The 14,038-nt window shown below is 66.8% G+C and carries 14 protein-coding genes; 2 read left to right on the forward strand and 12 right to left on the reverse strand.

The features are described from left to right. Positions 1-14: 14 nt before the first annotated feature. From LOC56_RS15290 to LOC56_RS15320, 7 genes are all read right to left on the reverse strand, one after another. Positions 15-863 (reverse strand): SseB family protein, encoded by an 849-nt coding sequence (locus tag LOC56_RS15290; RefSeq protein ID WP_229953130.1) that lies wholly within the window; start codon positions 861-863, stop codon positions 15-17. 2 nt (positions 864-865) lie between these two features. Continuing rightward, entirely contained in the window at positions 866-1,615 is a 750-nt protein-coding gene (gene priA / locus LOC56_RS15295) for a bifunctional 1-(5-phosphoribosyl)-5-((5-phosphoribosylamino)methylideneamino)imidazole-4-carboxamide isomerase/phosphoribosylanthranilate isomerase PriA (protein ID WP_229953131.1), read from the reverse strand. A gap of 22 nt (positions 1,616-1,637) precedes the next feature. Next, positions 1,638-1,796, reverse strand: a complete 159-nt coding sequence (locus LOC56_RS15300; RefSeq protein WP_229953132.1) for a hypothetical protein — start codon at positions 1,794-1,796, stop codon at positions 1,638-1,640. A gap of 8 nt (positions 1,797-1,804) precedes the next feature. Next, positions 1,805-2,443, reverse strand: coding sequence for an imidazole glycerol phosphate synthase subunit HisH (gene hisH, locus LOC56_RS15305; protein ID WP_229950135.1), 639 nt, complete (start codon positions 2,441-2,443; stop codon positions 1,805-1,807). Beyond that, positions 2,440-3,057: an imidazoleglycerol-phosphate dehydratase HisB gene (gene hisB, locus LOC56_RS15310; RefSeq protein WP_227924520.1), complete on the reverse strand. Its 618-nt coding sequence runs from the start codon at positions 3,055-3,057 to the stop codon at positions 2,440-2,442. The genes hisH and hisB overlap by 4 nt, the downstream gene beginning before the upstream one ends. Positions 3,058-3,172: 115 nt before the next feature. Then, positions 3,173-4,273 carry a histidinol-phosphate transaminase gene (locus tag LOC56_RS15315; protein WP_229953133.1) on the reverse strand — a complete coding sequence of 367 codons (1,101 nt, stop codon included), beginning with the start codon at positions 4,271-4,273 and terminating at the stop codon, positions 3,173-3,175. Positions 4,274-4,382: 109 nt separating this feature from the next. Beyond that, positions 4,383-4,799: a LysM peptidoglycan-binding domain-containing protein gene (locus tag LOC56_RS15320; RefSeq protein ID WP_229953134.1), complete on the reverse strand. Its 417-nt coding sequence runs from the start codon at positions 4,797-4,799 to the stop codon at positions 4,383-4,385. A 450-nt stretch (positions 4,800-5,249) separates the two neighbouring features. Here LOC56_RS15320 and lexA point away from each other — a divergent pair, with 450 nt between their 5' ends. Next, the gene (lexA, locus tag LOC56_RS15325; protein ID WP_229953135.1) at positions 5,250-6,062 is read left to right on the forward strand and encodes a transcriptional repressor LexA; all 813 of its coding nucleotides are present in this window, start codon (positions 5,250-5,252) and stop codon (positions 6,060-6,062) included. A gap of 107 nt (positions 6,063-6,169) precedes the next feature. Here the strand turns inward: lexA and LOC56_RS15330 are convergent, their stop codons facing one another. Next, entirely contained in the window at positions 6,170-8,215 is a 2,046-nt protein-coding gene (locus LOC56_RS15330) for an ATP-dependent DNA helicase (protein WP_229953136.1), read from the reverse strand. Continuing rightward, positions 8,208-9,779 (reverse strand): GTPase HflX, encoded by a 1,572-nt coding sequence (gene hflX, locus LOC56_RS15335; RefSeq protein WP_229953137.1) that lies wholly within the window; start codon positions 9,777-9,779, stop codon positions 8,208-8,210. Before hflX ends, LOC56_RS15330 begins: the two co-directional genes overlap by 8 nt. A 168-nt stretch (positions 9,780-9,947) precedes the next feature. Here hflX and LOC56_RS15340 point away from each other — a divergent pair, with 168 nt between their 5' ends. Next, complete coding sequence (locus LOC56_RS15340) at positions 9,948-10,559, forward strand: class I SAM-dependent methyltransferase (protein WP_229953138.1); 612 nt, start codon at positions 9,948-9,950, stop codon at positions 10,557-10,559. On the opposite strand, the gene dapF is transcribed toward LOC56_RS15340, so the two are convergent. The 3 genes from dapF to miaB all read right to left on the reverse strand — a co-directional run bounded on the left by dapF (position 10,556) and on the right by miaB (position 14,034). After that, a complete protein-coding gene (dapF, locus tag LOC56_RS15345; protein WP_229953139.1) occupies positions 10,556-11,515 on the reverse strand; it encodes a diaminopimelate epimerase in 960 nt (319 codons plus the stop codon). The genes LOC56_RS15340 and dapF overlap by 4 nt on opposite strands. Further along, positions 11,512-12,447, reverse strand: a complete 936-nt coding sequence (miaA, locus tag LOC56_RS15350) for a tRNA (adenosine(37)-N6)-dimethylallyltransferase MiaA (protein ID WP_229953266.1) — start codon at positions 12,445-12,447, stop codon at positions 11,512-11,514. Before miaA ends, dapF begins: the two co-directional genes overlap by 4 nt. Positions 12,448-12,513: 66 nt before the next feature. Further along, entirely contained in the window at positions 12,514-14,034 is a 1,521-nt protein-coding gene (gene miaB / locus LOC56_RS15355) for a tRNA (N6-isopentenyl adenosine(37)-C2)-methylthiotransferase MiaB (protein ID WP_331460959.1), read from the reverse strand. Positions 14,035-14,038: the final 4 nt, after the last annotated feature.

Here is a 14,038-nt window from a genome sequence, read left to right on the forward strand (position 1 = left end):
CTACGCCGGACGGGTCAGCGCGTGATTTTCAGGTCAAGTGAATCCACGCGCTCGACAAACTCGGGGTTGGCAGTCAGGCGCTGCTGCAGTCCGGCCGCCAGGGCAGAAACGTCCTGCGGATCCAGTCCGGGCGCAAGCTGAAGCACCATTCTAAGCTCAGGGCCGACCCCTCCCCCGGCGACCGGGGTACCGGCGGCAGTCCGCGACGCGGTCCCCGGTCCCTGTTGGAGGGTCACCGCCAGGATCCGGGGGTCCGGCCCGGCGGCGGCTTCGGCCGCCGCGACGAGTCCGGGGTCGGAATAGGAGGGCACCCACTCCTGCTGCTGGGCCAGGGCCCACATGGCCGGACGCCGTACCACGAAGGTGAATTCGGCTCCCGGGTCGATAACCAGCAGCTGGGCGTCTTCGGCGACCGCGGAGAGCGCGGCACGGTTGGCGTAGACCGCAACCGGCCGGGCTTCGGGATGCCAGTGTTCCAAAGCGGCCACCGAGGTGAACACCGGCAGCGCCTTGCGGCCGTCCGGCGCACTGAGCGTCACCAGCGCCATATCGGCCTGCTTGTCCGCGGTCAGCCCGTGATCGGATTCCGCTTCCTCGCCCAGCACGGCGACGATCGGCACGAAGACGCGGGCAGTGGCCAGGGAGGCCACAACTTCCGCTTCGCTTCCGCTCCCGGCTATCAGTTTCGCCAGGGCCGCCGCGTAGCCGGCGTCGGTCTGTCCGTTGTCGGAGTCGAAGTTGTGCAGCGGGTTTCCCTCGCCGGCCAGGTCCCGTCCGGACCACGGCCGGCCTGCGGAATCGGTGGGGCCGCCGGCCCCGGCAAGGGCCGCAGCGATGTGGCCGGGCAGTTCGCGCGCTGCCATGCCTAGCGCTCCGGGTGCCCGGCGACGTCGAGGGCCTGGGGCAGCGTAAACGCACCGGCGTAGAGTGCCTTGCCCACAATGGTGCCTTCGAGTCCCAGCGGAACCAGTTCGCGGAGCGCAGCCAGGTCATCGAGGCTGGAGATGCCGCCGGATGCGACTACGGGACGGTCGGTGCGTTTCAGGACCTCACGGAGCAGTTCCAGGTTGGGTCCGCGCAGCGTGCCGTCCTTCGTGACGTCCGTAACCACGTAGCGGGCGCAGCCGGCCTCTTCCAGCCGGGCCAGGACCTCCCAGAGGTCCCCGCCTTCCTGGGTCCAGCCGCGTGCGGCGAGGGTGGTGCCGCGTACGTCTAGGCCGACGGCGATGGCCTGGCCGTAGCGGGCAATGGCGCTGGCGGTCCACCCCGGGTTCTCCAGTGCCGCTGTTCCCAGATTGACGCGGGCAGCGCCGAGCTCCAGCGCCTTTTCGAGGGACTCGTCATCCCGGATGCCGCCGGACAGTTCCACCTTGATATCCAGGGACTTCACTACGCGGCTGAGCAGGTCAAGGTTCGAACCTCGCCCGAACGCTGCGTCGAGGTCCACGAGGTGGACCCATTCGGCGCCGTCGTTCTGCCACGCCAGGGCTGCGTCCAGCGGATCGCCGTAGCTGGTCTCACTGCCGGCCTCGCCCTGCACCAGTCGCACGGCTTGGCCGTCCGCTACGTCAACGGCGGGCAGCAGTTCAAGGACAGGGGTTTCGCTGAAGGGCATTTGGATGCTTTCGGTGGTGGGGTCAGGAAAGGTCGAGGGTCAGCAGGTACGCGCCCAGCAGGGCCAATCCGGCCAGGACCCAGAAACTGATAACAATGATTTTGGACATGCCCTGGCTGCGGAAGGACACCGCTCCGCCGATAAGCAGTCCGGCCAGGCCCATGAGGACAACGCTCCACATATCGGTGCCTAGCCCAGGGTCTTCAGCCAGTTGTTCAGCAGCGCCGCACCGGCGTCACCGGACTTTTCCGGATGGAACTGGGTGGCCGACAGCGCACCGTTCTCCACCGCGGCGATGAACGGGCCGCCGTGATCCGCCCAGGTGACCTGCGGCGGGCGCATGGCGGGCTGGGTGACGTCGAAGTCCCATTTCTGCACCCCGTAGCTGTGCACGAAGTAGAACCGCTGGTCCTCGATGCCCTCAAACAGGGCCGAACCTTCCGGCGGAGTCACGGTGTTCCAGCCCATGTGGGGTACGACGTCGGCGGCCAGGCGCTCGACCACGCCGGGCCATTCGCCCATCCCCTTGGTCCGGACCCCGTGTTCCACGCCTTCGTCAAAGAGGACCTGCAGGCCAACGCAGATGCCCAGGACCGGCCGGCCGCCGGCTACGCGGCGTCCGATCATGCGGATCGCATCCACGTCCTTGAGCCCCTGCATCACGGCGGCGAAGGCTCCGACGCCGGGCACCACCAGTCCGTCGGCGTTCAGCACGTCGTCAGGTTTGGCGCTGAGCGTGACGTTGGCGCCGGCGTGCTCCAGGGCGCGGACCGCCGAACGGATGTTGCCGGAACCGTAGTCCAGGACAGTGACGTTACGGGGACTCACAGTGCTCCCTTCGTGGAGGGGATGCCCTCGACGCGCGGATCGGATTCGACGGCTGCGCGCAGGGCACGGGCAAAGGCCTTGAACTGGGCCTCGACAATGTGGTGCGGATCGCGCCCGCCGAGGACCCGCATGTGAAGGCAGATCTGGGCGTGCAGGGTGATGGCCTCGAACACGTGGCGGGTCAGGGACCCGGTGAAGTGTCCGCCGATCAGGTGGTATTCCTGGCCGGCCGGCTCCCCTGAGTGCACCAGGTATGGGCGCCCGGAGATATCGACGACCGCGTTTGCCAGCGCTTCGTCCAGGGGCACGGTGGCTTCGCCGAAGCGGCGGATGCCGGCCTTGGTGCCCAGGGCGGTCTTCAGCGCCTCGCCGATGCTGATTGCAATGTCCTCGACCGTGTGGTGGACGTCGATGTGGGTGTCGCCGGTGGCCCGGACGGTGAGGTCCATCAGGGAGTGCTTGGCCAGCGCGGTCAGCATGTGGTCGTAGAACGGCACCGAGGTGCTGATGTCGGCACGGCCGGTGCCGTCCAGGTCCAGCTCGACGAAGACGGACGATTCGCTGGTGGTCCGCTCAAGGCGGGCGGTGCGTCCGGTGGCGGTCTCCACAGTCATGGGGTTCCTTCACGAAGATTGGAAGCGGGGCAATAGGCAAAGCCCGGCAGGTCATCAGTTTAGTCCCGAACGCCCCGACTCCCTGAAACGGACATCCCGGGGGCCCGGCGGACGCTCAGGCGGCGAGCAGTTCCCGCAGCCGTGTCAGGAACGCAGTGGTTTCGGCTTCCGTGCCGGCCGTGACCCGCAGATGGCCCTCGATGCCGATGTCCCGGACGAGGACACCTGCCTCGAGCAGGCCTTCCCACACCGCCCGGGGATTCTCCATACCGCTGAACAGCACGAAGTTGGCGTCCGACGGCGCCGGTTCCAGTCCGAGCGCACGCAGTTCCGTGACGATGCGGTCCCGCTGGCCCTTGATGTCTTCCACATTGGACAGGAGCGCATCGGCGTGGGTGAGGGCCGCATTCGCGGTCGCCTGCGTGAGTGCGGAGAGGTGGTAGGGCAGGCGGACCAGGCGAAGCGCGTCCGCGATCTGCGGTGCTGCGGCAAGGTAGCCGATGCGGGCTCCGGCGAGTGCGAAGGCCTTCGACATGGTCCGGGAAACAATCAGCCGTTCCCGGCCAGGGAGCAGCTGTAGCGCGCTGGGGGTATCGGCGTGGGAGAACTCGGCGTAGGCCTCGTCCACCACCACGATGGCATTGGAGGCTTCTCCTGCTTCATAGGCGGCTTCGATCACCTCAAGTTCCAGGGCCGTACCCGTGGGGTTGTTCGGGGTGCACAGGATCACGATGTTGGGTGCCTGCGCCCGGATCTGCTCCGCGGCCGATGCGGGGGTCAGGGAGAAGTCCCGGTCCCTCGTCCCGGTCACGTACGCGGTGCCGGTGCCGCTGGAGAGCAGCGGGTACATGGAATAGGTGGGAGGGAAGCTCATGGCCGTCCGCCCGGGTCCGCCGAAGGCCTGCAGGATTTGCTGGAGAACCTCATTGGAACCGTTGCCGGCCCAGATATTCTCCGCAGCCAGTCCGTGGCCGAGGTATTTGGCCAGGTTTTCCCGCAGCAGCGTGAATTCGCGGTCCGGATATCTGTTCAGGCCGGCGACCACTGATTCAATCTCGGCCATAATGGCCCGGCGCACATGCTCCGGAAGTCCGTGCGTGTTTTCATTGACGTTCAGCAGGATGGGCACATCCAACTGGGGGGCGCCGTACGGGGTCAGGCCCCGCAGATCATCGCGCAGGGGAAGTCTGTTCAGGTTTTCCAACTGTTCGTTCACCACTACAGCTTAGGACGCTGCGCGGTGACGTTGTATTTGACCGACTTCCAGCACCCCTCTGTTACGGGTGCATGCAGGTAAGGATCGTCGGAATGCCCTGGCTGGGAAATCAGCGCGAGACCGGGATGTAAATCTGGCTGCCGACGGGGACGGTGGCGTCCGCCAGGTTGTTGATTTCCACAATGTCCGCCACCACGGTGCGGGGATCCCGGTCCGGAGCGAACTCGGTGGCGAGCGACCAGAGCGAATCACCGGCGGACACACCCACCTGGATGGTGCGTGTCTGCTCCTGGGCGTCCCCCGAAGCCATAGCCGGTGCGGTGAAGAATCCGATAAAGACCAGCAGTGCGGCGGCCACGATCATCAGCGGAGCGCCGACCAGGACGAGCCGGCCGCGCCGCGTCAGGCGCAGCGGGACCGATGCCTGGGTGTCCGCAGCATCGGCAGCGCGGGCGGCAGCAGCGGGCCCTTCCGGGGCACGTTCAGTGAGACTCTGTGCGGTGAAGGGAAGTACGTGTACTGACATGTCAATACCTTTCCGGTCCGAAGGGCAGCTCCGCCGATTCCCCCGCTTCCCGCAAAAGCACCGGGAATTACAGTGTGGCTCGAAACTGCATTCGAACATCTGGTGGGCCCGCCGAGGTGTCGGCGGGCCATTTTGAAACTCAGGGTCATCCTCATACTCGAACGTATGTTCTAACCTGTACTCGAACATTTCTAGCACTTATCTACGAACATTGTCGAGACTCGCTCGAATATATGTTTGAAAATGTGGCTGCGCTCCCCTAGCGTTGAACCTGTTGGAAGCGGCTGGGACCAACTAACCATCCGGCACTGACAAAACGACTTGGCGGGACAGACCACCGCACCCGTTATCACCGCATCACCGCATCACCGCAGGACCGCAGGACAAACCAGATACACCGCAAGAACCATCCGGCCCGCATTCACGGGCCGACTGTGAAGGGAAGCCGACGTGGCCCGTGTTACCAATGGCAGCACCCCCTCCCCTGCCGCGCCCGCTCCGGCAGGACGCACCAAGGGCCTTACCGCCCGCCAGACGAAGATCCTGGAAACCATCCAGCGTTCGGTGAACGCGAACGGTTACCCGCCGTCCATGCGGGAGATCGGCGACATCGTGGGCCTGGCCAGCCTTTCCAGCGTTACGCACCAGCTGAGCCAGTTGGAGAAGCTGGGCTATATCCGCCGCGACCCCAAGCGGCCGCGTGCCATGGAGATACTGGTTCCGCTGATGCTCCGCGATGCTCCCCCGCGCCGCGGCAAAGGCAACGCGGCGAACGCCGGGAACGCCGGGGACGCTGCTGACGGCGCCGCGAAGGGCGGCCTGGGCTCCGGCGGCAGCAACGCACGCACGCCCGGCTCCGGCAGCGTCTCCGACCTCACCACCGCAATCGACACCGCGATGGTTCCGCTGGTCGGACGGATCGCTGCCGGCGGGCCGATCCTGGCCGACCAGCAGGTTGAAGAGATGGTCCCGCTGCCGCGCCAGCTCGTCGGGCACGGCGACCTCTTTATGCTTCGCGTGGCGGGCGATTCCATGGTGGATGCGGCCATCTGCGACGGTGACTGGGTGGTTGTCCGGCGCCAGCCCACCGCCGAAAACGGTGACATTGTCGCGGCCCTGCTCGAAGACGAAGCGACCGTGAAGACCTTCCGACAGCGCAACGGGCACACCTGGCTGCTGCCCCAGAACACCCGCTATGAGCCCATCCTCGGTGACGAAGCCACCATTATGGGCAAAGTAGTCTCCGTAATGCGTTCGCTCTAGGCACACACTGAAAGTCCTGGCGAGACGGTAACAAGGACCACGCAAAAGCAGCACCGCCGGCATACGGCGGTGCTGCTTTTTGTTTCCGGGATCCCGTCAGGCGGGTTTTACTTCTTCGCTCCGGCGGGTTCCGCGGCGAGCCGCTTCAGCGCCTGAAGCACCACGGAACGGTCGGTGGTGGACCAGAAGGGCGGCAGGGCGGCCCGCAGGAAACTGCCGTAGCGTGCGGTTGCCAGGCGCGAGTCCAGCACGGCCACCACTCCCTTGTCTCCGGAAGCGCGGATCAGCCGCCCTGCCCCCTGCGCGAGCCGGACGGCCGCGTGGGTGGCCGAGACGCTCATGAAGCCGTTTCCCCCGGCCTTGGCAACCGCGCGGGTCCGGGCTGTCATCAACGGATCGTCGGGACGCGGGAACGGAATCCGGTCAATGATCACCAGCCGGCAGGAGGCGCCGGGGACGTCCACGCCCTGCCAGAGGGACATGGTGCCGAACAGGCAGGTCTCGTCGTCGTCGGCAAACTGCTGAACCAGGGCGGACATGGTGGATTCGCCCTGGCAAAGGATCGGAAAGTCGACCCGCTTCCGCAGTGCTTCCGCGGCTTCTTCCGCTGCACGGCGGGAAGAGAACAACCCCAGGGCGCCGCCGCCGGAGGCCTTGATCAGCGCCTCCAGTTCATCCAGCTGCTCCGGGGAGGTGCCGCGTCCCGGTTTCGGCAGGTCCTTGGCTACGTACAGCACACCCTGCCGGGGGTAGTCGAAGGGACTGCCGACGTCGGTCCCCGTCCATTTCGGTGCGCCGGCGCCCACCAGCCCCAGGGCTCCGGCAACCGGACCGAACTCCGACCCGATGGCGAGGGTGGCCGAGGTCAGCACCACGGTGTGGCCGTCGAACAGTCCTTCGCGCAGCCGTCCGGCCACGGACAGCGGGGCAACGTTGATGGTGGGCGGTGCATCTTCTTCCGGGGCGGTGTAACCGGTGCCCGGCGAGAAGGTGCTGGCACGCGATGCCCACAGCACCTCCCCCGAATTCACTGCGTCAAGGATGCGTTCGCACAGTTCCAGGACAGCCATCAGGCGCGAGCGTGCCATCTGGCGGCCGCCGTCGACGGCGTCGGAGCCTTCGGGTTTGGAATCGGACAGGGCCGTGCGGCAGGCTTCACGCACGGAGCCCAGCACCAGCTCCTGGTCTTCGGACAGTCCCGCTGCCAGCAGGCCGGAGGGAACCGGGGCAAAGACCGAGTCGAAGGCCCGGCCGGCGGCCGCAAGCGGCTCCATGGTCGCTGAGGTGTGCTTGCGCGCGGCGGAGACCGCTGCGGAAATGACGGTTCCGGAGAGCTGCCCGGTGACCGCGCCGGTGACGCGGTCCTGCAGCTCGTGCGCCTCGTCAATCACCACCACGTCGTAGTCCGGCAGGACCGCCAGTCCCTCGAACGCGCTGATGGCCAGCATCGCGTGGTTGGTGATCACCAGATCGGCGACGGCGGCCTTGGCGCGTGCCTGTTCGCTGAAACAGGCCTCCGCCACCGGGCATTTCTGCGCCCCCAGGCACTCCATCGAGGTGACGGAGACCTGACGCCAGGCACGGTCGCTGACGCCGGGAAGCAACTCATCCCGGTCACCGGTTTCCGTTTCCTGCGCCCATTCCTGCAGGCGGACGACGTCGCGCCCGAGCGCGGAGGTGGGCCCGCCGGCGGGAGCGGGATGGGAAACAGCCTGCTCGTCGCCAAGCAGGAACAGTGTTCCGGCTTCGTCTTCCTCGGGGAACCCGCCGCCGGTCTTGTGGACGCAGACGTAGTTGCTCCGGCCCTTGAGCAGGGCAACGTCGACCTCCCGGGGAAGCTTCGGTTCCAAGGTCTTCAGCAGGCGAGGGAGGTCCCGTCCGACAATCTGTGACTGCAGGGCCAACGTGGCCGTGGAGACCAGCGCGGGTTTGCTGCTCTCCAGCGCGTGGGCGATCAGCGGGATCAGGTAGGCAAGCGACTTGCCCGTACCTGTTCCGGCCTGGACCAGCAGATGGTCGCCGGACTCGATGGCCTCGGCCACCTGCCGGGCCATCTCGTGCTGGCCCGGCCGGTTCTGCCCGCCCATGGCCGCCACCGCGGTGTCAAGCAGTTCCAGGACCTGCTCCGGTCCCTGCGGGGCTTTCCTACCCATTGGTCACGAACTGCTCCAGCTCCGCTGCCAGCCCTTCACGAACCTTCACATGCAGCTGGGTGCCGGATTCGCCGTGTTCCAGGGACAGAATTTCGGCGTCCTCCTGATGCAGGCGGGAGACGACGTCGCCGCGCTCGTAGGGCACCAGCAGTTCCAGGTCCACGCCGGGGCGCGGAATGCCGTCGGAAATCGCCTGCAGCAGCTCGGGGATGCCCTCTCCGGTACGCGCCGAAACGACCACGTGGCGGGACTCGCGCTGACGCAGCCGCTCAAGAACGAACGGATCCGCTGCGTCGGCTTTGTTCAGCACGATGATTTCAGGCACCTTGCGGGCGTCGACTTCGGCCAGGACGGTACGGACGGCCGCAATCTGGCCTTCCGGGTCCGGGTGCGAAGCGTCAACGACGTGCAGGATCAGGTCTGCGTCGGCTACTTCCTCGAGGGTGGAGCGGAAGGCTTCCACCAGCTGGGTGGGCAGCGACCGGACAAACCCTACGGTGTCCGCCAGCGTGTACCCGATTCCGTCTTCGGTCTGGGCCTTGCGGATAGTGGGATCCAGAGTGGCGAACAGGGCGTTCTCCACCAGTACCCCGGCATCGGTGAGGCGGTTCAGCAGCGAGGACTTTCCAGCGTTGGTGTAACCGGCGATAGCTACGGACGGCACCGAGTTGCGGTGGCGGTTGGCCCGCTTGGTTTCCCGTGCCGGCTTCATGCCCGCGATTTCGCGGCGGAGCTTGGCCATCCGCGTGCGGATCTTCCGGCGGTCCAATTCGATCTTGGTTTCACCGGGGCCGCGCGAACCCATGCCGGCGCTGGCACTGCCGACCTGGCCGCCTGCCTGCCGGGACATCGATTCGCCCCAGCCACGCAGCCGCGGCAGAAGGTATTCCAGCTGCGCCAGTTCCACCTGCGCCTTGCCCTCGCGGGACTTCGCGTGCTGGGCAAAGATGTCCAGGATCAGCGCCGTCCGGTCAATGACCTTGACCTTGACGATGTCTTCCAGCCCGCGTCGCTGGGACGGAGCCAGTTCGCTGTCCACGATCACTGTATCGGCGCCGGTGGCCGTCACAATGTCCTTGAGCTCCTGGGCCTTGCCCGAACCGAGGAAGGTGCCGGGATCCGGCTTCAGCCGGCGCTGGATGATGCCGTCGAGGACTTCCGACCCCGCGGTTTCCGCCAGCGCGGCAAGTTCCTTCAACGAGTTTTCTGCGTCTGCGGCAGTGCCTTCGCTCCACAGTCCGGCGAGGACAACCCGTTCCAGCCGCAGCTGGCGGTATTCGACCTCGGTAACGTCTTCGAGTTCGGTCGAGAGGCCCGCTACGCGGCGCAGTGCGCGGCGTTCTTCCAGGTCCTGCTGGTCGCCGTCGTGGACCGAATGCTCGGCGTCGCTGAATGCCTGGGCACGGCCCCGCTGCTTGTCGGCCGGAGCCTTCGCTTCGACGGCGCTGTCCTTGGCGAGGATCCTGTCGATGACCCCTTGGATATCCGAGGGGCTCAGTTCGGGTGTCGAACTGTTCGCAGAAGTGTCTGTCGAACGCACGGGGCGGGAGTTGTTGATGGTCATAATCTCCTTATAGGAACGTACTTTCCATGGTAGGCCAGTGAACCGACAAATCCTCAGGAAAACAACCTTCTCCGCTATGGATCCCTACCGCGCCAGCCACCCTTTACAACTCGTGCGGCCACCCATAAATTCCATGCCGCGCGCCTGCAGCGACTAATCTGGATTGTTATGGGTTCAGACCACTACTTCTCCTCCACACCGTCCGGGCCCGAGGTCCGCAAACCGCTGCGCGTCAGCCTCAACGGGACCGAAAGGACCCTGCAGACAGCCGGTGGCATCTTCAGCCCCGACGGGATCGACAAGGGCACGATGGTCCTGCTGGATGAAGTTCCCGCCCCGCCGGAGACCGGCAACCTGCTGGACATCGGCTGCGGCTGGGGCCCCATCGCCCTGACCCTGGCACTGAAATCCCCGGCGGCCCGGGTCTACGCCGTCGACGTCAACGAACGCTGCATCGCACTAACCCGGGATAACGCAGCAGCTTTGGGGTGCGGGAACGTCACGGCCTCCCTGCCTGAGGAGGTTGACCCGGAAGTACGCTTCGACACCATCTGGTCCAACCCGCCCATCCGGATCGGCAAAGACGAGCTCCATGCCCTGCTGCTGCTCTGGCTGCCGCGCCTGGCCCCGGGAGGCACTGCCTGGCTGGTGGTGCAGAAGAACCTGGGCTCGGATTCCCTGCAGCGCTGGTTGGCCGAGACCCTGCCGTCCGGATTCGCCGTCTCCCGCCACAGCACCGCGAAGTCCTTCCGGACCCTGAAGGTGGAACGCAGCGCCTAGAGCAGGGTTCCGCGGGCCACCAGCACGGCCGGTCCGCTGAGCTCCACATGTTCGTGGCCGTCGGGTCCGGTGAGGAAACGGACGCCGACGACGCCGCCCGGCACCGTCACTGCCCAGTCATCGGGTGCTTCGGCTCCGGCCCAGAAACGGGTGGCTACGGCAGCGGCGCAGGCGCCGGTTCCGCAGGAGAGGGTTTCGCCGACGCCCCGCTCGTGGACGCGCATGGTGAGCAGCCCTACCCCGTCTTCTACGAGCGGCTCGGCCGGGACCACGAACTCCACGTTGGTTCCGTGCTCCGGTTCCGGCTGCACGGACGGTGCTGCGGTCAGGTTGGTCGCGGCCAGTTCGTCCAGTTCCGCGAGGGCCACGACGGTGTGGGGGTTACCCATGCTGACGGAGAGTCCCGGGCGGGGCACTTCCAGTCCGTCTGCGTTGACCACCGTGTCCATCGACTTGGCAGCCGCGTGGTCAGGGTAAATGAACTCCCAGGGCCCCATGTCCACCGCATAGCCGCCGGCCATCCGGGTGACGGTCTTGACCCCGGCGCGGGTACCGATCACCAGGGACGCGCCCTCGACCAGTTCCACCAGCCGCTCTTCCAGCAGGAAGTGCACGAAGACACGCACCCCGTTCCCGCACATCTCCGAAATGCTGCCGTCCGAGTTCCGGTAGTCCATGAACCACTGGGCTTCCGGAGCCGTCTGCAGCAGGGCACGGCCTTCAGGAAGATGCTCGGACCGGACGGCACGGATGAAACCGTCGCCGCCGACGCCGCGGTGCCGGTCGCAGACTGCGGCTACTTCGTGGGCGGCAAGATCATGCGCAGCGTCGGGATCGGCCACCAGCACAAAGTCGTTGCCGGTGCCGTGGCCCTTCGCGAAGGGCAGCCCGGCGAGGGAGGAGGGAAGGCCGGAGGCGGACAGGGATGCAGGTGAGGCAGCAGAAGTATTGGTCACTTACCAAGGATACTGGGCGGGCGCCCTTCACGGACGGCCGCGGCCGCCCGGGCCAGCAGCCGGGGGTCGTTATGCTCCAGCCAGGTGATCCGCGGATCCGCACGGAACCAGGTCAGCTGCCGGCGGGCGAACTGGCGGGTAGCCACCACTGTGGCCTCCGCAGCTTCCGGCACGGACGATTCCCCGTCCAGGACGGCCAGGAACTGTGCATATCCCAGGGCGCGCGAGGCGGTCCGACCGGTCCGTAGACCCGCCGGCTCAAGCCGCCGGACTTCTTCCAGCAGACCTTGGTCCACCATCGTGTCCACCCGGCGGGCCAGGCGTTCGTGCAGCACCGGCCGTTCCACGCTCAGGCCGATCTGCACCGCCGGCGAGACGTACTCCCGCACCGGCATGAAGGAGCTGAACGGTCGTCCGGTCAACTCAACCACCTCGAGTGCGCGCACCACCCGGCGTGCATCGGAAATCCGTTCGGCTGAGACCGGGTCCACGTCCCGCAGCCGGTCCTGCAGGGCGGGCAGGCCCCGGGCTTCCAGTTCGGCTTCGATCCCTGCGCGTACTGCCGGGTCGGTGCCCGGGAATTCCAGGACGTCCAGCGCGGCCCGGACGTACAGCCCGGAGCCTCCGACCAGGATTGGGTACCTGCCCCGCGCCCGGATCCCGGAAATCAGCTCCCGTGCCTGCGCCTGGAAGGCCGAGACGCTTGCCTCTTCGGTCACGTCCATAATGTCCAGCAGGTGGTGCGGCACGCCGCGGCGTTCGGCCTCGGTAATCTTCGCGGTGCCGATATCCATCCCCCGGTAAAACTGCATGGAGTCGGCATTGATCACTTCGCCGCCGAGTTCCAGGGCCAGGGCAACGCCGAGGTCGGACTTTCCGGACCCGGTGGGACCGACGACGGCGATCACCGGCCGTTCGTCGGCGGACGGCATGGGAGCACTCACGGGGGTTGCCGCAGGGGAATTTCCGGGGACACTTTGGGAGGGGTTCACGGGCACTCAGGAACGCGGCGGCAGCGCGGGCATCCCCAGGGACACACCGGTTCGGGTACCTGCGGGTCCGGCCGGTACGCCGCAGGACTCGGCCTGCGAGCGGTCCCAGGCATCACCGGCACGGGAACGCCGCAGCGAGTAGTCTGCGGGTCCGGCGGGGTCGGAGATCAGGTGGAACGCGGCGGCCGCGGTGACCGGTACGGTAACGAGGTCTCCCGGGCGGGGTGCTGGCGCGCCGTCGGGCACCGAGAAGTGCACCAGGCGCTGGTCCCGGGAACGTCCGGAGAGGCGTCCCGTCTCCCCGGATTTGCGGCCCGAGGCTGCGGTGACCATGACCTCAACGGTGGTCCCGACCTGCTTGGCGTTTTCCTCGGCGGCAATCCGGTCCTGCAGCGCCGTGAGGCGTTCGTAGCGCTCCTGCACCACGGCCTTGGGCAGCTGGTCGGCCAGCTCCGCCGCCGGGGTGCCCGGACGCTTCGAATACTGGAAGGTGAAGGCATTCGAGAAGCGGGACTGCTCGACGACGTCGAGGGTAGCGGCGAAGTCCTCCTCCGTCTCCCCCGGGAAACCCACGATGATGTCGGTGGAGATGGCTGCGTGGGGCATCCGCTCCCGGACCCGGTCCAGGATCCCGAGGAACTTCTTCGACCGGTAGGAGCGGCGCATGTCCTTGAGGACCTTGTCCGAACCCGACTGCAGCGGCATGTGCAGCTGCGGCATCACGTTGGGTGTCTCGGCCATGGCCTCAATGACGTCGTCGGTGAATGCCGCAGGATGCGGGCTGGTGAAACGCACCCGCTCCAGCCCCTCGATGTCGCCGCAGGCACGCAGCAGTTTGGCGAAGGCCCCGCGGTCGCCGAATTCCACCCCGTAGGAGTTCACGTTCTGGCCCAGCAGCGTTACCTCGATGGCGCCGTCGTCCACCAGGGCCCGGATTTCCGCCAGGATCTCCCCCGGCCGCCGGTCGCGTTCCTTGCCGCGCAGCGACGGGACGATGCAGAAGGTGCAGGTGTTGTTGCAGCCTACGGAAATCGAGACCCAGCCCGAATACACCGAATCGCGTTTGGTGGGCAGCGTGGAGGGAAAAACGTCCAGCGACTCCAGGATCTCCAGCTCGGCCTTGGCATTGTGCCGGGCCCGTTCCAGCAGTGCCGGCAGCGAACCGATGTTGTGCGTGCCGAAGACGGCGTCGACCCAGGGGGCCTTGCGCAGGATGGTGTCCCGGTCCTTCTGCGCCAGGCAGCCGCCCACGGCAATCTGCATTCCTGGCCGCTTTTCCTTGACCGGGGCCAGCTGCCCGAGGTTGCCGTACAGCTTGTTGTCCGCGTTCTCCCGCACGGCACACGTGTTGAACACAACGATGTCCGCGAGTTCGCCGTCGGACGGCACGTAGCCGGCACCTTCCAGCAAGCCCGAAATCCGCTCGGAATCGTGCACATTCATCTGGCAGCCGAAGGTGCGCACCTCGTAAGTGCGGGGCTGGGCCGCGGGGGCCTCGGGGGCGGGAGAGGAAACAGTCAAACTCACCCTC

It is taken from the genome of Arthrobacter sp. zg-Y179 (genome assembly GCF_020907345.1).
In the GTDB taxonomy this organism is placed as follows: Bacteria; Actinomycetota; Actinomycetes; order Actinomycetales; family Micrococcaceae; genus Arthrobacter_B; species Arthrobacter_B jinronghuae.